This is a genomic window from Candidatus Thiodiazotropha sp. AKIB8, assembly GCF_058244675.1.
Genome location: NZ_JBSYOO010000013.1, coordinates 32,176 through 53,883 on the forward strand (window position 1 = coordinate 32,176; position 21,708 = coordinate 53,883).

General features: G+C 46.1%; 18 protein-coding genes. 11 read left to right on the forward strand and 7 right to left on the reverse strand.

The window, feature by feature from the left end; genetic code table 11:
- Positions 1–40 precede the first annotated feature (40 nt).
- Genes AC4IFB_RS02265 through AC4IFB_RS02295 form a run of 7 tightly spaced genes read right to left on the reverse strand, consistent with a single transcriptional unit; the run spans position 41 to position 6,496 of the window.
- Positions 41–724: a TonB family protein gene (locus AC4IFB_RS02265; RefSeq protein ID WP_490779261.1), complete on the reverse strand. Its 684-nt coding sequence runs from the start codon at positions 722–724 to the stop codon at positions 41–43.
- On the reverse strand, positions 721–1,122 hold the full coding sequence (locus AC4IFB_RS02270; RefSeq protein ID WP_490775087.1) for an ExbD/TolR family protein: 402 nt from the start codon (positions 1,120–1,122) through the stop codon (positions 721–723). The genes AC4IFB_RS02265 and AC4IFB_RS02270 overlap by 4 nt, the downstream gene beginning before the upstream one ends.
- Positions 1,112–1,771, reverse strand: coding sequence for a MotA/TolQ/ExbB proton channel family protein (locus tag AC4IFB_RS02275; protein WP_490775088.1), 660 nt, complete (start codon positions 1,769–1,771; stop codon positions 1,112–1,114). Before AC4IFB_RS02275 ends, AC4IFB_RS02270 begins: the two co-directional genes overlap by 11 nt.
- Positions 1,768–2,478 carry a sulfite exporter TauE/SafE family protein gene (locus AC4IFB_RS02280; protein WP_490779262.1) on the reverse strand — a complete coding sequence of 237 codons (711 nt, stop codon included), beginning with the start codon at positions 2,476–2,478 and terminating at the stop codon, positions 1,768–1,770. The genes AC4IFB_RS02275 and AC4IFB_RS02280 overlap by 4 nt, the downstream gene beginning before the upstream one ends.
- Complete coding sequence (locus AC4IFB_RS02285) at positions 2,475–3,527, reverse strand: 4Fe-4S binding protein (protein WP_490779263.1); 1,053 nt, start codon at positions 3,525–3,527, stop codon at positions 2,475–2,477. Before AC4IFB_RS02285 ends, AC4IFB_RS02280 begins: the two co-directional genes overlap by 4 nt.
- Complete coding sequence (locus AC4IFB_RS02290) at positions 3,524–4,318, reverse strand: hypothetical protein (RefSeq protein WP_490779264.1); 795 nt, start codon at positions 4,316–4,318, stop codon at positions 3,524–3,526. Before AC4IFB_RS02290 ends, AC4IFB_RS02285 begins: the two co-directional genes overlap by 4 nt.
- A 12-nt stretch (positions 4,319–4,330) precedes the next feature.
- Positions 4,331–6,496, reverse strand: coding sequence for a TonB-dependent receptor (locus AC4IFB_RS02295; protein WP_490779265.1), 2,166 nt, complete (start codon positions 6,494–6,496; stop codon positions 4,331–4,333).
- A gap of 593 nt (positions 6,497–7,089) precedes the next feature.
- Between AC4IFB_RS02295 and AC4IFB_RS02300 the strand changes: the two genes are divergently transcribed.
- The 11 genes from AC4IFB_RS02300 to AC4IFB_RS02350 form a co-directional block, all read left to right on the forward strand.
- The gene (locus tag AC4IFB_RS02300; protein ID WP_490779266.1) at positions 7,090–9,909 is read left to right on the forward strand and encodes a hypothetical protein; all 2,820 of its coding nucleotides are present in this window, start codon (positions 7,090–7,092) and stop codon (positions 9,907–9,909) included.
- Between the two features lie 18 nt (positions 9,910–9,927).
- Positions 9,928–10,146, forward strand: a complete 219-nt coding sequence (locus tag AC4IFB_RS02305) for a hypothetical protein (protein WP_490775094.1) — start codon at positions 9,928–9,930, stop codon at positions 10,144–10,146.
- Positions 10,139–11,395, forward strand: a complete 1,257-nt coding sequence (locus tag AC4IFB_RS02310) for a hypothetical protein (protein ID WP_490779267.1) — start codon at positions 10,139–10,141, stop codon at positions 11,393–11,395. The genes AC4IFB_RS02305 and AC4IFB_RS02310 overlap by 8 nt, the downstream gene beginning before the upstream one ends.
- Positions 11,392–11,994 (forward strand): hypothetical protein, encoded by a 603-nt coding sequence (locus AC4IFB_RS02315; RefSeq protein WP_490775096.1) that lies wholly within the window; start codon positions 11,392–11,394, stop codon positions 11,992–11,994. The genes AC4IFB_RS02310 and AC4IFB_RS02315 overlap by 4 nt, the downstream gene beginning before the upstream one ends.
- On the forward strand, positions 11,991–12,974 hold the full coding sequence (locus tag AC4IFB_RS02320) for a hypothetical protein (RefSeq protein WP_490779268.1): 984 nt from the start codon (positions 11,991–11,993) through the stop codon (positions 12,972–12,974). The genes AC4IFB_RS02315 and AC4IFB_RS02320 overlap by 4 nt, the downstream gene beginning before the upstream one ends.
- Positions 12,971–13,858, forward strand: coding sequence for a hypothetical protein (locus AC4IFB_RS02325; RefSeq protein WP_490779269.1), 888 nt, complete (start codon positions 12,971–12,973; stop codon positions 13,856–13,858). The genes AC4IFB_RS02320 and AC4IFB_RS02325 overlap by 4 nt, the downstream gene beginning before the upstream one ends.
- 2 nt (positions 13,859–13,860) lie before the next feature.
- Complete coding sequence (locus AC4IFB_RS02330) at positions 13,861–16,131, forward strand: 4Fe-4S binding protein (protein WP_490779270.1); 2,271 nt, start codon at positions 13,861–13,863, stop codon at positions 16,129–16,131.
- A 33-nt stretch (positions 16,132–16,164) separates the two neighbouring features.
- Entirely contained in the window at positions 16,165–16,899 is a 735-nt protein-coding gene (locus tag AC4IFB_RS02335; protein ID WP_490779271.1) for a hypothetical protein, read from the forward strand.
- Positions 16,896–19,280, forward strand: coding sequence for a cytochrome c3 family protein (locus AC4IFB_RS02340; protein WP_490779272.1), 2,385 nt, complete (start codon positions 16,896–16,898; stop codon positions 19,278–19,280). The genes AC4IFB_RS02335 and AC4IFB_RS02340 overlap by 4 nt, the downstream gene beginning before the upstream one ends.
- A gap of 377 nt (positions 19,281–19,657) precedes the next feature.
- A complete protein-coding gene (locus AC4IFB_RS02345) occupies positions 19,658–20,260 on the forward strand; it encodes an NUDIX domain-containing protein (RefSeq protein ID WP_490779273.1) in 603 nt (200 codons plus the stop codon).
- A gap of 631 nt (positions 20,261–20,891) precedes the next feature.
- On the forward strand, positions 20,892–21,708 hold an 817-nt coding region (locus tag AC4IFB_RS02350; protein WP_490779274.1), incomplete at its 3' end, for a PKD domain-containing protein.

Consider the following 21,708-nt stretch of genomic DNA (forward strand, 5'->3'; position numbering starts at 1 on the left):
AATGGTGTCATTCCTGACTCGCTAAATCAATTACGCTTAATCATTGATCCAGTGTGTATGCCATGGCATAGGTTATAGGTAGAGGACAACTGAGTTCAGCTGGGATCTCCGGGAAGGGATGTGCGGCTTTGATCGCTTTGTTGGCAGCTTTGCGCAACAGACTGTGGGAACCGTTGATATCCAGGTCGGAGATTTGACCATCGCAGGTGAGCATGAAATGAACCTGGACTCTCCCCTCTATGTTTTTACGTCTGGCAAGGGCGGGGTAGCGCTTCTTTTTTTCGATGCTCGCCAGTAGCTCAGCCATATACTGCTCAAGTATATTCGCCTTTGGTTCTGCTTTGGGTGGAGAGGGTTGACTTACAACTACATGCTCAGGTTCCTCAACAACCTGAGGTGCTGTTTCAGCAGGGACAGTTTTTTTCTCCACTGGTTTGGTTTTAGTCGGGATTTTCTTCTCTACAATTTGCTTGGGCTTGGGCTTGGGCTTGGGCTTTGGTTTGGTGGGAGTTTCACTCTCCTTTTTAACAATTGGTGCTTGCTGCTGAACAACTTTGGGCCTGGTCTGGTTTAAGTTTAATTGAACAAATAGTGGGTCAGCTTTCGGCTGATCCAATTTTGCTTGATTGATCCTGGCGTCAGACCAGGAGGTAAAAATAACAAGATGCAGTATGAGGGAGATAGATATCGCCAGAATATGACGTCCCGAGAAATAGTGAATCATGGCTTCTCAGTTACTATATCCAGGGATTCTGCACCAGCACTGCGTGCCGCATCAATGATCTTGATGCCAGTGCCGAAATGAGCGGTCTGATCGCCTTTTAGTCGTACGAAGCGCTTGCTGGAAGCGTGTAACGCCCCGCGAAGCGCCTCTTCAAGTCGATCGACTCTTGTAGGTCGCCCATTTACCAGGATATCTCCACTAGGCAAAAGAGAGACCTCTACAGTGTCATCTTCACTGCTTGGAGTACTGCTGACTGCTTCAGGAAGCTGAATATCAATCGCTTCATCTTCAATAAAATGGGCAGTGAGCATAAAAAAGACCAGCAGAAGAAATATGATATCAATCAGAGGAGTAAGATTCAGCACATGGTTGGAACGTCTCCTGTACTCATACTCCATCTGTAATATTCTCCCAATGGTGGGTCTGATCACTATCCTCTCTTGCTGCGGGCTGTGAGCGGCGTTCAAGCAGCAGTGATATGCAGCGATTCATCGACAGTGCTCTTCTTTCAACACTGCCTTCAAGAAAGTGGAGCATTAACAGCAACGGAATGGCTACAGCAAGACCTACACCGGTCGTAATCATCGCTTCCCAGATACCACCTGCCAAGGCTTGGGCGTCCACCTTGCCTCCCGCGTTCTCTATCACCATAAAGGCTTTGATCATACCGGTGATGGTTCCAAGCAGTCCGAGCAGGGGAGCTGTATTACCAAGAATGGAGAGTGTACGCAGGCCGAACTCCATACGTTGAATCTCTTCATTACGTACTCGACTTCCAACCCCCTGCAGATCTTTCACCCCCTCAGCATGGGCTTCAACCATGGCGCGGATGACCCTGGCTTCCGGCCCCTTCAGTTCACTGACTTGCTGCTGGCAATCTTTTTGGTCAAGCAACTGACTCAGTTCTGGTAACCAGGTTTTGGGTAATTTACGTAAGCGTGCAAAGAGTAGATGGCGTTCTAGCACGATGGCCAGACCGATTGAAGAGTAGGCGGCGAGTATCCAGATGACCGGTCCTCCCCGAGTGATCAGTTCAGCAAAATTCATGGTGTAATCCATCCCATAGCAGTTGCGCATCCTATCAAGATGAGTAGTCCGACACTGGTGTTTTCCAGAGCGGTACGATGACGGTTAAGGTGTATTCTGATCTGTTGGCCAAAATGGGCGAGACCAGTGGCAAAGATCAGAGTTGGTAGTAAAACTGCGCCCATTGCAAAGCCTGCACCGAGGGAGGCGCCATTGAGGATACTGGCACTTGTTGCAGCAGCGAGAATAAGTGTTGTGAGGGGCGCGCAGGGGTTAAGGGCCATGCCAAGCCCCATCATATAGAGGCTTCCAGGAAGACTTTTTGTTACCAGAGAGTTGGATGAGCCTGGTGATGTTGGCTCGAGCTTAACAGTTGTAGTGGTCTGGCAACTCGAACTACAGCTTTTATTGTGGCGCCGCCAGATGATTGAGAGTGCCACCAATACGGTTGCACTTCCCAGTAGCCAGCGTACCCAAGGGCCGGCAACCAGGTCCTCTACCCAGAGCCCTGCCCATCCCGCTGCCCCCGCCAGTAAGGTATAGCCGGAGGCACGACCCAGAGAAAAGGGGAGTAGTGTACGCCAGGCTCCCCAGGAGTTCTGCTCACTGCTGGTAAATACAGGCCCTAAATAGGGCAGACATGCAATGGTACAGGGGCCGGAGCCAAAACTGAGCCCGAGTAGCAGGGCAGAACCAAAGCTGAGGCTGACAGGTTCAATCGGGATCATGAAGTTTTAGCCTCTCCTTTTGGGCGATCCTTTTTAAACCAATTGATGAGATTCTGTTTTTCCCAGGTAGTCTGTGATTTTTTACGCTTTTTAAAGTACTGAGGATCGGCGCTGAAGATAGGGATAAATGCATATTTAAGCTGCAGTACATCTTTATCCGGACAAAACTCCACACAGCGTCCACAGAGTGTGCAATCCTCGAAAGTTACATTTCGATTTTCCATGTCAGTGTGGATTTCGTGAATATCCATCGGGCAGGCCTTGGCACAAAGACCACAGCGCTCACAGCGGGGCGTAGCATTTTTTATCAGCCGCAGAAGTCCTAACTTACGGAACACAGCATGCAGTGCCAGCATTGGACAGATTCGGCAAAAGGGCTGACGCAGTGTAAGTCCCAGGGCAATCATCAGACCGAACAGAAAATCTGCAACCAGAGATAGCACAATGGTGGTTGTGTTGGCTGTATCCACATAGAGCTGGCTGGTATCACCCGTGGCCAGGGTTGTGAGTATCCGGCTGGGGCAGATTTTACAGAAAGGATCGCCCAGATCATGGTTCAATAGTCCCATCCCTGTCAGTAGGGGAAAGCCAAAAACGAGGATGAGTAAAATAAACCACTTCACTGGGCGAATTCGGGAAACCAGAGGTTTTGCAAGAGAGTGCTGACGCTGCAGACCTATTTTTTGGCCGATTATCTGCAACAACTCCTGAAAAGTTCCAAGTGGGCAGATCCAGCCACAGAAAGCCTTATTGAGCAGAACAAACAGAACCAGAAAAGTGCCCAGTGTAATCACAGTTGGCATGATTCCCATCATCAGGTTGCCACCTTTGACGATCGTCTCACCAAGTCGATGATCCATCTGATGCTGGATTGGAATCAAGGTACAGAGATCGGAACCCTGAAAGTCATAAGCACAACTCAGGGCCGGCAATGCACCACTGATTTTATCCTCAAGGTAGTAACCTGTAATGACACCACCATAGACGAAAAATAGAAAGGCGCTGATCTGTACCAGTTTACGCACAATTGAAAGATTGAATGCACTCATGTTTTCTCTCCACGGCTTTTTAGGCTATGTCCCAGATAGCCCCCGGCGAGAAATCCGATGCCCAACACCAGAAAGCCGAGTTGGGTCGATTGCCAATGGTTAGGGTTAACCTGATAATCTGCAAACAGCTGAGTGGAGTAGGTAACCTTGTCTTGCTGATATTCACTGATGATAGTGAATTGAGCGTTCCGCCTATCCCGTACGCCATCCACCAGATCAGGAAAGTCATCGGGAATCGTAAATGTGACTCGTCCATTCTCATCAGTGGTCAGGGTTTGCTGCGAGCCGTTGGATGTGTTCAGGGTAAGCGGTTGTCCGCTGAGATACGCTCCGTTAAAGCGGAGCCGGAATTCCCACTCCTGCATACTGTGGTATCGGTAGTGCTCTCTCGGTAGCGGTTCAGGTATGATTTCAAACTCAGTCTTTTCTAAAGCAATCAACTTGTCAGGACTTTGATGACTGGGACGACCAAACATATACTGATAATGGATGATCGCCTCTTTATAATTCCCCCAATCCTTTTCTACAACCAGGGCATGATAGTTATCGACACCGGTTCGCGGCATTGTCACTTTGCCCATCTCAGCGGTTAAAGTCTCAGAGGAGAGATCCGGTTTAAAAAGTGTGATTGTTGCACTATCACCATTTTCAATGAGGAACGACTTGGGGTCCCGGTGGTTATGGGCGTTAGTTGGTTTTTTAGGGCTCATGGATTGCGGCTCAGTTGCTGTCACAACAAGAGGTGATAGCAGGGCGGAGCCAAGAATCATTGCTAAGATTTGACGTTTCATTGGTAAAGAGCCTTAGAATAGATAGGTATAGCTCAACATGGCGCTACGGGGCGAACCTGCAGAGTAGGTCTTATCACCACTGGTACTTTTCTTCACTTCAGTGGCGTAATACTTATCGAACAGATTCTCGACATTAAGTGACAGGTTGTGAGCGCCGGTCTGATAACTGAGCAACAGGTTGGTTAAAAACTCATAGCCATTATATTTTTCAGTATTGGCGTTATCGAGGTAATAACTGCCCCAGCTATTACTGCGGAGCACGGCTTTGATACCCAGTGGATGGCTGTAACCCACTCCCAGTCCATACTGCTGACGGGGAACATAGGGCAGTTGATTACCGGAACGGTCAACAGGGGTTTGAGTTCGACCAGTGCGCACTAACTCTTCGAAATCGGAAAAGGTATAGTCGCTATAGGCAAAGCTGCCTTCAAGCCAGATGCGTGGGGTGATGTCATAGCGTCCACTCAGTTCTATACCTTTCTTTAAGGTTTCACCGGCATTCTGAAACTCAGTGGTGAGATCTTCATCGAGGACTGAGACAATCTCATCACTGACTGTGGTGCGATAGATTGAGAGATCGAATGACCAATCCTGTTCGCGACCCTTTAAACCAATCTCTACATTACGTGCGGTGGCAGCATCCAGTTTTGGATTGCTCTGTATCTCTGATTCAGAAGGAACCTGCCCTGACTGTGCAACTACGCCATAGATATTCATAAGTTTGTTAAGTTTGTAAGTCAGCCCCAACTTGGGTGAGAAGAGATTGAATGTTTTATCAGTCTTGGTGTATTCCGGTGAATCGAAGTAGGTATAGGTGCCAGCAGAGTAGCTGTATTCACCATAGGCGGTGTTATCGATATCAAAATTGTTTCGGTCGTAGCGAAAGCCGATATCCAATGTGGCTTTGTCTGTTGGACGTAACGTCTCCTGTATGAAGAAGCCATATAGGGTATTAGTTGCATCCTCCTCCTCAAGCAGCTCTCCGGCTTCATCAGAGTTGGTATGTAAAATAGTCTCAGGGCCCATCGGATTCCAGGCCGGGGGTGGTGATGTCTCCACATCGGCATAGGTATATTTTTTGGAATCCTCAGTGTTATCACGTCGAGCAGTTATGCCTGCGACCAGGGTGCTCTCCCCCCAGAGTTGATGTGCGTAGGCAAGTTCAAGGTCAGTGCCTACTACAGTCGTGCCTGGGTTGTCGTTGATTGCGCCGGTTACCGGGTGGTAGTGGTCCCATTGATTGGCATAGATACGAGGTTTGATGGTGAGATTCTCTAACTCCTGTTCATAGCGGGAGTTGAAGAACCAAATCGTTGAATAGCGACCACTATGTTGCCAGGGGCTACTGCTAGTGTCCTTCTGTTCGCCGGTGTCAAGATAGCGTTCAAACTCAACTTCATCCATGCTGCCAGGCAGCTGTACATCAGCTTCGTGATAACTGATTTCTGATTCGAGAGTGCCGCCGTTATCAAGCAGATAGCCGTGTTTGACAGCAAGTTGTTTGGACTCGAACTCATTCCAGTCACGCCAGTCGTTGTCTGACTTTCTATATGAAGCCGTTACTGAAACAGCATTGCTGTCGTTGATATCACCGGCAAGACGACCGTGCAGGTTTTGCTGTCCGAATTCACCTACACCCAGCTTGAAGCGGTTACTGTCTGTGTCAAACACAGATTTTGAGATGATTTGTATGGTACCGCCGGCGGAACCTGCACCGAAGAGCGAACCTGGGCCTTTGGTGATTTCGATTCGTTCGATGTCCTGAGTATCGATAAAGTCGAAGCGTGAGAAACTGTCAGGATCAGTCATCGGCACACCATCTCTGATAACCATGATTTCACGCACGCCGTAGTTGGCTTTTTGGCCGGCCCCTCTAATAATCAAACGCGTGTCATAGGCCGAGTTTTTGGAGTTAATAAGCACACCAGGGGTACCCTGGATGGCGTCTTTGATGTTGAACATCTTCTCGCTTTCAATTCGCTCAGAGTCGATAACTTCAATAGAGCCAGCTACCTCTTTTGTTTTACGCTCTACCCGTGAGGCGGTAACACTGATGACATCGAATTCTTCTTCAGAAACAGCTTTCTCTGCTTCTTCAGCAAATGTCGGAGAGAGGCAGTAGATTGAGAGAAAAGGGAGGAGGGCGAGATTTAATTTATAGTTTATCGAGGTCTTCATACGACTCTATCTGCTAATTAGGGTTTAAAAAAAAGTTGTCACACTAAATCCTGATGGACAAGCCAGCTCTCATTCCCTAAGAAGTAACAGGATCAAATCATTGCAGGAAGTGAGGCCAACGTAGTGCCGAGGCATCGATATCCAGAAGACAATCTGTGGCTCTCTAGTTTGCAATTAATCCATCCCTGGCTGTTTGATCCTGAATCAGTATTCAGCTTGCTGCGTATCCATTGGCAGACGCCCTGTTAATAAGCAAATATGAGGCCAATGGTTAACTTGTTGAATTATTAGAAGTAATCATGTGACTAATATAAATCAAAATGTGTCATATAACGCAAGGTGGGCGATATAACCTACTTTATTTTTTTCAGAAGTAGGTTATATCCCTGAGAGGTAGGTTATTTAACGCCAAAAACCAAGTTGCAAATGGATGAAAGAAATATGTAATTGATTGTAATTATTGATGATCCTGTATATGGCACGAATGATGCTGATGGTGAGTACTGATTAAATCTAGTGATCCGACTGAGTGTTGCCTAATTTACACCACGGCCTACTAGCTAATAAGAAAAACCAATGAAGGGAGATTATTGATGTTTCGATTTAAAAGCCGGATAGTGCAGACAGCTATTGGGGTACTTTTACTCAGTTTGCATATGACTTGTACATCGGCAGGTGTATTGGATGAAACAGTTGCTCATCCTCAAATACCTCTATTGACAGAGGATGGCGAGCATGTACTAGGTAGTGGAATGCCTTATAGCCCAAAGGCGAGTTGTGCTGGTAGTGGTTGCCACGACTACGACAAGATTACCCATGCATACCACATCGAGCAGGGCAGGGATGAAGCAAGAGATGATTTCGGTGAGGATCACGGACTACCACACCTTGTTTCGCCAGGTTATTTTGGTGGATATAACTGTATGGGTGGCAATAATTCATACTATTTAGCTAAAAAAGAGAATGCTTCCATTGATGCATTTTCCGATAAGGGTGCAGCTGATTTGGTTAAGAATTGCCATGGATGCCATTCAGGTGGCGGCTGGATGGAATTAGATCGGAATGGCCGCAGGTATGATCATGTAGATCCTGCTACCGTTGATTATCTTGATGGTGATTACTACAGTCGCAGTATCAATGAAGAAGGGGAACCTACTGTAGAATTATGGGATTGGCAATCGAGTGGTGTTGCGGAAAACGATTGCCTGATCTGTCATGTAAACTTTTCAGAGATGGTCTCTCATGATTCAAGACTTTCTACTGAAACCGCTGCATCATCACATGCTTCCACTCTGCGTAGGAGCCTGATCAGTTCAGGGGCGTTTCGCTATGGGGCCACTGCAATGCTTGAGTTTATGAATCTCAACATGAGTGGTGACAGTGAACAGGATCAGTCACTGGTCAGTTTTGTACGAAATGATGACGATAGTGATGGCGTTGTTGGGGTCTCTGATTTCGATTTGAACGATAGTGGGCTTCCGATTGTTGAATGGAACGCTGATGCATTTAACGAGCAGGGTCTTGTGACCCTGCCGATGGTTCGCTATCCCGGTAATGACAACTGTATGAAGTGTCATCGCACCTCTAATTCAAGACGTGGCTTTTACGGCTTTGGCGAGGGGGCTGATGCAATATTCGATGAAGATGGTCTTCAGGTTCGGGATTACCAGGATGACGTGCATAAGGGACAAGTCTGGACAGAAGCTAATGGCGAACAGCGAAATATCGAAAACTGTAATGCCTGTCATAGTAGAAATTACTTTAACAAGAGTTTTGGCTATCAAGCAGACCTGGATGCCGATCATAATTTCCTGAAGGGCAATTCTGATATGGATATTGCAAATGACAAAGACTACGAACCACCAGCGAAGTCCTGTGTCTACTGTCATGAACAAGCCGAAACGCCCGCGATCCCATCTGGTCATGAGGATATGTTGAGTGCGCACCGTGAGCGTTGGAAGCTGGCAGGTGATATGGCTGGTTACACGGAGGATTCTCTGAATCGTATCACTGAGACACATCTGGACGTTCTAGCCTGCGAAACCTGTCATATCACTGACAAAGCCTCTCGTGGAACACCGATGCAAATCATGTATCGCTATGCAGCCACCGAAGACGGCACTTTGAAGATTAAGCCCTACAACGCAAGATATCGTGCACTGTGGAGAGATAGAAACAATAACCACGTTCTCAATCAGACAGAACGCAACAGCGTTTTTAAAATGGAGACAGATAGTGAGGGCAACCGAGTTGGTTATTTGATCGATCCAGTATCCGGTGAGACTCTGGGCGACGTTGCAGTGAGAATGTCCCATGGAAGTTGGCGTTTTACCGATCCAGACGATTACGCGGGCATTGTGGCACAGAAGGGTGCCTACGACTCCCTGCTTAGATCCAAAGGCTTTGAGAATCCTAACGCTGTGTTGGTTTGGGGAGCATCAAACTTCTATATCCTTTCACACAATACACGTCCTGCAACTGAATCTGTTCAGTGTGAGGAGTGTCATGAAAAGACATCTCGTGGAGCCTTTAGTTCGTTGGTTTCGACGTCTGGTGTATTTGGCGCTTCTAACAGTAAAACGGTAGTGGAACTTCCAGATAAACGTCTCATCGACGAAGGTATTGTCGAAATGGCCTTTCCTTCAATGAAAGTTGATGATGAAGGAACTATTACTGAAAATGTTGAAGACCTGCTCTACTACACAGCCTTGAATCCCTCGTTATCTATCTTGGGATCGGCAAATGTACCTGTCTTTGCTGGTTACATGATTGAGTCGGAAGCGGAGTCAGGACTATCTAGCCTGGGTCTTGCAAATGATGAGGTTTCATTACTTAGAGGCATGATGTCATCGTCCAGTTCCATCTATGCATTCAAACCCCGTTATGGAGATCCGATGGTTCAGGATACTGCGATAATGACTGACAAGAATGGTCAGGCTGAAGCGGTGATGGTGAGTTATCGGTTTCAGATTCGGGTAGAAGATGGCGCATCTGTTGAGGCAGCAAGTCAGGCTGGACGCATGAATCTATCACAGGTTTATAAGATTGAAGCCAAGAATGCGGATGGTCAATCTGTAGAACAGTTTCCTGGTACACCACTGTTCATCAAACTTCCCTGGACCGGTAGTAATCGTGACGCCCTAACAGTGATCTCATCTGAAACTGGTGAGAGTTGGAGTGATCTACAGTCTGACCAGATTGTCATAGCACAACCGGCAACTTCAGATGAAGATGGATATGTGGTAATCAGAACAGACCACCTGAGCTTTTTTGCCGTAGCTGAAAAGAGTGAAAGTGATTCGGCTGGAGATAGTGGTAGTGATAGCAGCAGTAGTGGAGGTGGTGGTGGCGCTTTGCTACTCCTGCCATTTATATTGCTTGGGTTCCGGTTGTTGAGAAGAAAGGCTAGCTAACGACACTCAACCAATCTCATGGAAAGTAAACCTAAGCGCATCTCAGCGCTGTTGCCGTGGACTGCTGGTGCTGGGTTCGCAACCGGGCATATGATGCTGACGTCACAATGTACCATTGTGACGCTCGGCATCTGTACCGGTTGTGCCGGTTGTGCAGTCGCTTTGGTATCACTGGTTGGCTGGGGGGCATTCAAGGAAAAGTCCCCTAAAAAGATGATTCAAGGTAGAGATGAATAGATCGACAATCTATGCGATTGTCTGCAACCTCCTGCTTATACCGATCGTAACAGATACTAGGGCGGGGATATCTGGAGACACTGAACTCCGGTTGCAGGTGGATAACACTCACTTTGGCGAGACAGAGACCTCCCTTGAGCAATGGAGTGCAATTTACTACAAAGATCTCTCCACTGGTCTTGATATGGGGGTTCAGTTCGCTGTTGCAGCTAGAGAAGCTAATACATCTGGACAACTTTATCAGTGCTATATCCGCAGTGATGGCAAGGGTGAACGACCGGATCTTACTCTTGGCCGCTTTGAAATAATCGAGAATGGCGGATTCAATACCCTTGATGGTATTTCAATCTCTCAACAGTTGTCTGCTATCGACTGGAGAGTCTATGGAGGAAAGCCAAGACGCATCGAAGCCTATTGGGAGGAGGATGCTGACCTGCTTATTGGGCTGTCATCTAACTACGATCTGTTATCTCTGGTTCAGACCAAACAGTTTAAACAGCTGAACTTTAATTTTGGTTTGGAACGGCGTTGGGCTCATAGTCAACAGATGGATCTCCATTTGAGCCTTACGGGTGTACGACCTGAGCTGGATGAGGATTTACAGTTAAACGATTTCCATCTGGCAGCAGATATGAATCTGGATGATCAAAGCCTGCAACGAGTGGTGGTTGATAGCCACTATGACCTAAAAACTCAGGGCTATCTTAGGTTGGGCTATCGATACTACAGGCCGAACGAAGAGCCTGAAACTTTTCGTGATCGTTATCACGGCTTTTTCAGTATGGAACGGCAATCGATTCTGAAGGGGGTCTGGCACTTGCCGAAGCGTGCTGGTCTGGAAACCAATTTTGAGTTGAACGGCAGCAGGCAAGAGCAGGGGAATGGTGGGTTTGGTTTGGCAACAGAGCTGATCTATTTCACCCATTTTGGTCCCGTAATTGATGGCAGAGTTGACTACATGGAATCAGATGACGATTACGCAACCTCAATCTATCTGCGATATCGACAGCCAATAACTTCCATGTCAACTGTTGAACTGGAGAGTGTCTATCAAAAAAAACAGACACGCCTTTCTGGAGATAACAATTTAAAAGGTCTCTCATTTTCACTGGCACATAAGGTTTTATCCCAATTGAGACTTGATTTAAGTGGTGAGTGGCTGGATCACTCAACACGGGATGATGAGTATAGACTCGGACTATCGCTCCGATATGACTTCTATCAAACCAATGTGGGAGAGTTGCCATGAGGTTGATTTTGGCACTGCTCATATTAGCGGCTTGTAGCCAGGTTTTTGCGGAAGATATGGTTGATAAAGCAGAAGAGAAAACCTGGTGGGAAAAACGCCACCAAAGATCAGATATCTATTTTCCTCATAATGCACATATGGAAGTCATGTCGCAAAGTAAGGATGTCTGCATGGCATGCCACCCATTTAACAATAACAAAATCACTGATCTGAAAGTGCTTGAAAATGTGCAGACGATCTATAACGAACCGCTCGAAGCCATCTGCCACTCGTGTCATATGAAAACACGCACTGCACCGTTGGCCTGTGATGTTTGCCATACTGACCCACAAACAATTCGTCCTCCTGATCACCGGGGGGATTACACCTGGTTTCATACTGAAGCCGCCAGGATTGATGAACAAGCCTGCCGAGAGTGTCACATAGACTTGAACTTTTGCACCGATTGTCATTTCCGGCGCAACGCTTCAAATCGCATGCTTCATCCACTGGGCTATCGGGATCGGCACGGCCTTGACGCCAGAATCAACCCCTCTGATTGTGCCGGTTGTCACCAATCTGGCTATTGCAGTGAATGCCATGCAGGGAGTGCACGATGAAAAGCTGGCTAATTATATTGCTCTCACTCTTTTTATTTGGCTGTGGAGGTGAAGATCAATCTGAGATGAATGCCTCTAAGCCCGGTGGTCTACTGCTGGATCAGAGTCATGGTGACAACGGTCTCGCCTGGGGATTGGAAGGTTGTGATGGCTGTCATGCCATGACCGTCATTCACCAGGAAACCTCTGACATCATCAAAGATATGGTGAGAGATAAAGGTTACGAGAGTTGCACTGGATGTCATGGGGACAATGGCTCGTCCCAACCCCGTGAATGCCTGATTTGTCATAATGGTGAAGACCTTCCAAGTGCACCCTATCTTGATGGGAACCATGCACATGTTTTCACTCCGCGACCTGAAGGCAGCATGGGCGATGAAGATTGCCTGGTGTGTCACGAACACTCAGATATGAATGGTGAGTTTGACCTCAATCTCGATCTGACCAAGTTTAATGATGTTACCGCTCAACCCTCAGACTATCGTGTAGAGGCCGACTTCTGTCTGCGTTGCCATAATCGCGATCATCAACAGATCGGGTTTGAGATCGAAGGTGAAAGTTTTACTGATCCATTGATTGCTCTAGAAGATGACTATCAGCATATCGATTACCACGGCTGGCGGGATGGGTCGGGGGAGCGGACCTACAACGGACTGCGTGGGGAGTATCACTATCCCCAGGTTGTCGATTGCAGCGATTGTCATGCTTTACATGGTACAAGTAATGAAAAACTGATCATCGATAACACCTTGAAGGGTGGTCGGCTGCTTTCGGAATCTCCTTTTCTGGAAGAGGTTTTTTTAATCGAAGTGAGTGAGCAGGGTGACTATTCACAGCTTTGTGTTATATGCCATGCAATGCAGTTTGAGGTTGATGAAGGTGGATTGGATACCGGTAATGGACTGAGTGGTGTTCATCTGGTTGGTGATGATTGCAGACCCTGCCATACCCATGGTGAGGCTTCGCAGGCAGGCTTATGAAGTATTTAGTTTATCTGTTCCTGTTTGTTTTCGTGAGTTGCTTTAGCAGTCTGGTCTTTGGTGATGAGCCATATGATTTACCTCCATTACACCATCCTGTGGAGATTCCAATCCCTGTTGATATGACATTACCTAGTGAGTTTGCATTAGGGGATCAAAAAGAGTTGGTTTGCGATACCTGTCATGGTATTGAAAACCTTGAGGAGATACCGCTGGATGAAGTCGACATTGATGAGCACAATTTTCTACATTTAGGGCCCTATCCGGATCTCACTGACTTTTGTTACCACTGCCATGAGAAACAAGACCACGAGCGCTACAATCTGCACCTGATGATAGATAAGCAAGGTGAGATTATTGATTCAGGCTGTATCTACTGTCACACCGAGACGCCTGATCCTACTATTACGGATCAAGCCAATGAAATGGAATTTCGTTTATCTAAAGAAAAACTCTGCTATGGGTGCCATTTGAAAACACCCCATCTGAATGCTCTTGTACATATGAGAGAGCCTGAAGAAGAACTTCTTGAGCTAAAACATCTCGCAGAAAAAAAACACGACGTGAATCTCCCGCTTGATGAAGAGGGTCAAATAGCTTGCATAACTTGTCATTCTCCTCATCAGGCTGGCGTTATCGATCCTGATACGCCCGCGGGTCGGGTGGTGGAAGAGAACCCTGTTGATGAAGGGATCTTATACAAACGCACTGCGTGGAGTAGGGTGTTTTCAGAAGATAAGGCAAAACGATTACAAGAGTGGAAGGCTGAACAGAAGAGTAAATTTACACTATCTGAGTATCAGCGTGTTGAGAAGGAGATACTGCTCAGGCTGCCTGCAAAGGATGGAACACTCTGCCTCTCCTGCCATGAATTCGAGGATTAGAAGTGTCATCGCCTGGTTATAAAGAACAATTAAAAACTTTTATTCGTAGTCGCTGGTTTCGATACGCAACCATTTCAGTGATGACGCTACTGCTTTTTGCACCCCTATTGCTTATTCCCCGGATTTTTGAGCAGAGTGATCTGTGTGGCGGTATGTGCATGAGACGCTTTTTTCTGTTGTTTCCAGGTATGGGATGGGATGATTTTTCCCGCCAACTTGAAACTGCTGCGATTGGGGTCGGTATCCTGCTCACTATTTTGACGGTGACTTTCTTTTTTGGACGGCTTTGGTGTGGCTATCTCTGCCCCATGGGTGGTTTTCCTGAAATGGTCAGTAAACTATTTCATGATCGCTGGAAAATCGACTATCGTTCACTCCCTCAGGTGCCGATCCGGTACGGTTACTTCATCACCTATCTTATTCTGCTGCCGGCACTAGGGTTCAGTGCCTGTACGCTTTGCAACTTCATTACTTTACCGAGACTCTTCGAAGCCTTTAGTGGCGATCTTCGGGGTATTGCCTATCTTATCTCCACCATTGGCGCTGTAAATCTGGGCCTACTGGTTTTGCTTGGTTTTTTTGCCAAGTTGGGAAGAGGGTATTGTCAGTTTCTCTGTCCGATTGGTGCAATTGATGGGCTGGTCAACCGGATAGGCGCCAAGTTGCCCTTTGTACGCCGTGTCAGAGTGGAACGCAGTCGCTGCACCGGCTGCAGGGAGTGTGCTGAGGTCTGTATTTGTGGTGCAGTGCGGATGGTCGACAGAGTTGCAGTGGTTGATCAGTTCTCCTGTATGTCCTGTCGTGAGTGTATTGTTACTTGTGAATGGGGGGCGATAGATTGGTTACCTATGCCTTCGCACAAGATGCCAAAAAGGCTCAAGAAAGGCATTGAGGTTGCCCCCCCTCCGGTTTGGACTGCCGTAACCCCCGGTATCGAAAAAACGGTTAAACAGAACAAACGCAGGCGTTGGATATTTGCTGGACTACTCTCAGGTATTGCCCTGCTATGGTTCAATCTGGATGAAGCTAAGGCTGCTGAACGCCAATCGGATCCGGATGGTTGTCTGGTGTGTCATGCGGCTGAAGGGCTCGCCTATGTGGGTGAAAACGGGGTTATTCGCAACGCTTCAATCAATTCTGATCACTATTTCTCCTCCATACATGGCAATGTGCCATGCAGGGATTGTCACAGAAAAATCCGTGAATATCCCCACAAACCTGAAAATGGTGAGGTTGATTGTGCAGCGTCCTGCCATCTTGAAGAGCCATCCCAGGGCGTCGCATACAGCCACGAACCCATTGCCAAGGAGTTTGTCAAGTCTATTCATGGAAAAGGTGCGGTCGATGGTCTGACTGCTGCCAACCGCTGGGATGAGAGTCGTAACGACCACCCCCCATCATGTCGTCGATGTCACACAAACACACTCTATATATCATTGGATAAGCGAGAGATGTTTAAGGAAATATTTGATCACGAAGAGGAGGTGTGTGGAAACTGTCATCAGGGAGAGGTCTGGAATGGACAGATGGGTGGGCATATTCTGCGTCGTCTGCTTGGTGTTCGTTGGACCAAGCAGGAAGAGGTGGGGATGTGTAATGATTGCCATCTTGATCGTGAAGCAATGGCTAAGACTGAGCGCGCAGATGATGCTTCAACACATGAACAAAAACCAAGTGATAGCCATTTTGTTCATGCTTCAGAAAGCTATGACATGACCCTCCATGGACGGTTGGTAGAGGAGGGGAACAGTGATGGTGTCTCCTGTAATGAGTGTCATGCACCCTCAGGATTTCATCATGGCATACTGCCTACCGAGCACCCTGAATCTGCTGTTAATCCAGAGCAATTGCCAGAACTCTGTGGATCATCTGGATGTCACGGATATGTTGAGAATCCCCTTAATGATGATTTTCTGGTCAGTGATATGCATGATCTCGATTGGGTACCTGGGTACTTTATGAACTACTCCCTGGTTGAGTTATGGCAGGAATCACAGTGGCATAAGGCCTTGTTCTTTCTTGCTCCACTGACAATCTTATTCATTTCGGCTGGTGTTATCTGGTCAATATTTGCTGGTTCCAAATCAGATGCCTTACCCATTCTGGGTGGCAAACGATTTGAAAAAGTGTTTCTGGCTAGAAAAAAACGTCCGAAAAAAACTAATTCAAAAACAGATCAGGTTTCTAAATATCGAATATTCAAACGAAGTGAAAACCGACGCTGGGGTGAACAGCTGAAACGGCTCTATAGAAAAAAAGAGAATAACTCATGAAAGCAGTAATCAACTAGTTAACGAGAAGAAGAGATGAAATTATTTACCCGGCTTGTAGCATTGATAGCGCTGATGTTTATTACAGGCTATACACATGCAGAGTCACTCTATATTTCTCAGATGAAGCAGGCTCACTGGGATAGTCAGGCCTTCGATAAGCGTGTCGAGAAGTTAAAAAAGCATAAACAGATAGAGTTCGCTGAACCACTCAAGATATCACCCTTCCATTTTCAGAATACGCCGAATAATGATGTCCAAAGGGATTTTTGTGTTACTTGCCATACAAATCTTCCACACAGGGAGAGTGAAAGATACCGCAGCTATTTAAATATGCATGTAAACTTCCTCGCTTGCACCAGTTGCCATTTCAATCCAGAAAATATAGATTTTGAATATCGTTGGTATGAATGGTCATCAGACTCAACATCTAATCTGCAATTAAATACAAAACAAATTTTGCCATTTTATCAGCAGAGGGCTGAGACTTTTTCAAAAGATCATCCGGAAATATCAGCCCTTTTAAAAGAATGGGAAGCGGGTGATCTGGAAAAAAGAGCAGAGCTACACCTTAAAATTCATTTTCCTGTAGATTCGGAAGGATCGCTGTGTGGTACATGTCATACTGAGGATAATCCTACACTCGACTACGTCAAACTTGGGTTCAGTGAAGAGGAGATAGAGCTGATCACCAAGAACCGTATTTCCAGGTTTCTAAACGACGAAGCGTTCAAGGATAAGCCGATCAAGCTGATGGATCTGCTGCAATGAAGCTGGTTAGTCAATTTGTTGCTTTAGCCAATAGTTTGGGGATAGTGACGGTATTGCTGGGTTTGTTAGTTGTGTCGTGGGAGGTAGAAGCCACTGTAAACGCCCAATATTTATATGACCTGCAAGCTGAATTCAACTATCCTAGCGCTGTCAAAGTCTCTGATGATGGGGTGGCATATGTCCTTGATGGAGTAAATGGTCGTGTGGTTATGTTTAGTCCTGAGGGAGAGGCTCTAGGTTCTTTTTCCATTCCTGGTGAGGATTCATTAAGCCTGCCAATGGATCTAGCCCTCTATGGTAATGAGGTTGTTGTTGCCGACAGTGGAAATAATCGACTGGTACTGTTTTCCAGAAAGGGTGATTTCAGTAGAACCATACCCTTACACAAAGGTGAGCAAAAGGTAGAACCCAGTCCGACAGGGCTGACAGTCATTGATGATCTTGTCTATTGGAGTGACCGTGCCAACTCAAGAGTCTGTTCAACTAATATATCGACTGGAGTGCAGGTCAAGTGTTGGGGTGGTTTTGGTACTCAAGAAGGGGAATTTCGCTATCCATTTATGATGGCAACAGATCGGGACAACTATCTCTATGTTGTCGATGTGCTCAATGGACGGATACAGATTTTTAATGAGCGGGGACGCTCATTCGGCGCCGTGGCACGTTTTGGCGTAACCGATAAAAGTCTACTGAGACCAAACGGCCTATCTCTTGGTGAGAACGATCAGATGCTGGTAACTGACTCATACACGGGGCGAATTCTACATTTCCGTGGGCGTAGTTTTATTAATATTGTTAAGGATGAGAACGGCGCAGATCTTGTCTTGGACCAACCTGTAGGCATCGCTCAGTGGAATGAGCGGGTTTATATTGTTGAAATGGCAAAACATCGCGTTCGAGTCTTGCAACTATATGAATCAAATGACAACCCAAAACCGGATCAAACGGAAACACACTTTTCAAAACCTACCCGCCAGGATTGTGTAACCTGCCATCTCAGCTGGTCTGAGGATTATCAGGAAGATCTTCTGCAAAGAGGGCCAATGCCTCCTGTTGGTAGTAAAGCGATGTGCATGAGTTGTCACCACGGTGCAGTAATCGACTCTCGCATCACACTTGGTGAGGGGGAGCAGCATCCTGACTACTACCACTCAAAAAAGGATCAGCATTTCGAAAAAATAGATGATCGGGGTGATCCACTGCCTGAACTCTATCCATTTGTTGAAGACAAAATCCCATATTGCGGTACATGCCATACACCTCATCGATTTGATGATGAGGAGACAGGGTTAACCCAGCACAATGAAAATCTATGGATGAGAGACAGCAATAAAGATAGCGATTTTTGTCTGCAGTGTCATGAATCACTGTATGCCGAAGGAGAGGAAAAAGCCCGTGAGTTGGGAATTCACCCAGTTTCAATTGATCTCGATGAGCCGGTTGAGATCAATGGTAGAAAACTGAATCGTCTGAATTGCGAAAGCTGTCATAAGGTTCATGGCGGAGGGGAAAATAGTTCATTACTGGTTGTGTCCAAGGAAGAAGTAGACGTATTATGCGCCGCCTGTCATACCCGTCACCATGCTGAGAGTCTGGAAGAGGCACGAGATAAAGGTGTTCATCCGGTCAATATTGATCTGGATGAACCTGTAACCATTCAAGATCAAGAACTGACCAGAGTAGATTGTTTGAGTTGTCACTCAGTGCATGCCGGTCATAAACAGACCCCAAGTCTGATAGAAAATATTTCTGATGGGCAGCTATGCGAGAGCTGTCATGAAAATGAAATGTCTGTAGTCAATACAGACCATGACCTACGTGATAGTGCACCCAAGAGTGAAAATTTACTCGAGGAGACACCAAAGCAGGCTGGGTTATGTGGTAGTTGCCACAGTATGCATCGAAACGAAACTGAAGAACCTATGTTAAGCATCGCTGGTCAGTTACCTGAAGAGAGTGAAAGCTCACATCTTAAACGAGATCGACTCTGCCAGAACTGCCATCATGATGAGGGCATTGGCAAGAAGCGGGTTGTAACTGATTACACACATCCCTATAAGGATCTGGTGATGGTTTCAGATCCAGAGCATATGCCACTCCTTGATTCAGATGAGAATGTCGAAGATGCAGGTCAGATCGCCTGTATTACCTGCCATGATCCGCATGACTGGTCACCCTGGGAGGCTGATAAAGTTGAGTATCATGCTGTGTTAAAAGCAGGGAAAAATGAAGATGATGGCACAACATTGAATAGCTTCCTCAGGCAAAAGTATACCAAAGACGGGTTTTGTGTTGAGTGCCACGGATTGGAAACACGAATTAAATACAAGTATTACCATAATAAAAGAAGTCGTCCGAATCGAGCAGAATATTTGAAGTAACCGTACAGGTTTTCCTGTCAGATATTATAAAATTGTCGATTATCCTCTCTTACCCATGTGTGAAATCCATACGATAGCTAGTGGGCCGGTTGAGGGTTACTGAATTATCCGGGCGGCCCACTAGGGTTCCGCAGTAAGGATTAGTGTTAACGGCCCTAGCAAATGTTCTATTACTAGATATATCGAAATCCAGATCATTTTGCCAATCCACTCAAGAGTTATCATACTTATATAAGAGCATCCTTTCTTCCTTTGTGAGAAGGGCTGAGTGTATTAATATCTATGACCTGGTTAGTAAATATTAGCTATTCAGCTCTCCGCACCCAATCCTCTCCCAGAAAGAAGTGGCAAACGAACGGCAGTGAAACGACATGGTTATGAAATATCGCTATAAAATCCAGGAAACAACAGAAGTTTTTCGTGGATTCTTAAAACTCAATCGGTACAAGATCATTCATGATCTCTTTTTAGGAGGTCAATGTGAGCCAATTGTCAGAGAGCGCCTTGAGGATATTGGTGCTGTATCTGTACTGCTCTATGATCCTCAACACGACAAGGTGGTTTTAGTCGAGCAGTTCCGAATTGGCGCAGCAGGTTTTGAGAATCCCCCCTGGCTATTGGAAACCATTGGAGGCCTGCAGAGTGATGGGGAGTCTGATGAGTCAGTTGCCAGACGTGAAGCAGTTGAAGAGGCAAATTGTGAAATAGGTCGATTGAAACGAATATGTGAGTTTATGGTCAGTCCAGGCATTTCAGTAGATCGCATTAAACTCTATTGTGGTGAGGTGGACTCAACCTGTGCTGATGGAGTGCATGGATTGGATCATGAGGGAGAGGATATTAAAGTTGTGGTGATGGATGCGGATGAAGCGATTGCTGAGCTTTATCAGGGTAGGGCGAATTCGACCAGTATAATCATTGCACTGCAGTGGTTGGCAATGAACAAAGCGTTACTGAAGGAAGAGTGGCTGATGTCCTGAGACACAATCACCAGAAAAATCCTTTTAGTTTTAGGTTATAAGGCTAACTTTTTTAGCAATTTATCATAGGGATACAAGTAGATGCCTTTGGGGGCCAGTTGGCCGTCAATTTTTGTATAATTCTACGATTTCACTAATATCATCTATTAATTTAGCTTGCCTCTCCAGTGATTCTAGCTCTATTTGGATTTGATTTATTTTTTAAAAACGGGATAATTGAACAATTGTAAAGTTAGGAGAGAGCTTCTTAAACTATTGCGATTTGGAATAATCGCAAGCTAGTTATTGGGAAGCCCTATTTGATGGATGCACGAAATTACCAGTAGTCAGTTAGGAATACCATGGATATCGGCCTAATGAAAGCTTAATATTAGCAATTTGCTAATAATGTTAGATTGGCATGGAAGCAAAAGTCTTGATGACGTCGTCGTCAATATTCTTTTTTTCATAGTCTTACCTAGTCATCTCTCAGTGTGTTTTTAGCTGATATTGTATCCGCAATAAGCGATAGCTTATTTTGTCTGGATAGAATGGGTCACGTGCTCGAATGAAGAGAAATTCATTAGTTAATTATCTCTTTCAACTGTAACAGCTATATATTATTTTAAGTCTTAATGGTAGGTGGACAAGGATGCCAATACATCCCAGGCGATTGTTTTCTCTTCCCTTTTTATCACTACAGCTGATAAATGTCTTATGTATGTTGCTCGCGGTAAGCGAGCTTAATGCTGCATTGATTGTAAATGCTGGCCCAGACCAAACTGTATCCCCTGGAACAGTTGTTCAACTGGATGGAAGTGCAAGCATTGAGACAGATGGAAGTATCGCAACATACCATTGGCAACAATTGCGTGGCCCTCAGGTTAGTATCGTCAGTGCAAATAGTGCCAATGCCAGTTTTACTATGCCTGAAAATGCAGAGCTGGCTTTTGCGCTTCATCTGGTTAGTGATACGGATGAAGTAGCTACAGATCAGGTGATCGTTCGGTCAGATCCTAACCTAAATACTTTTCCAATTGCAGATGCGGGTGCTGATCAGACAATTAATTCAGGTACTAGGGTGCAGTTGGATGGTAGTGGAAGTAGTGATCCTGATGGATCGATAGTTCGCTATAGCTGGTATCAGGGTCGAGGGCCATCAGTCGAGCTACAGGAGAGTCATACCGCCACGCCAAGCTTTTCAATGCCAGCCAATGCGGAGTTAACGTTTACCCTGGTGGTTATTGATAACTCAGGATCGATCAGCAGAGATAGTGTGTTGATTCAGAGCTCGGAAAATAATAACCAACTACCGATCGCCAGTGCAGGTGCGGATCTGGCAGTGGATTCAGGTGTGACTGTGCAGCTGGATGGCAGTGGAAGTAGTGATCCTGACGGATCGATAGTTCGCTATAACTGGTATCAGAGTCGAGGGCCATCAGTTGAGCTACAGGAGAGTCATACCGCCA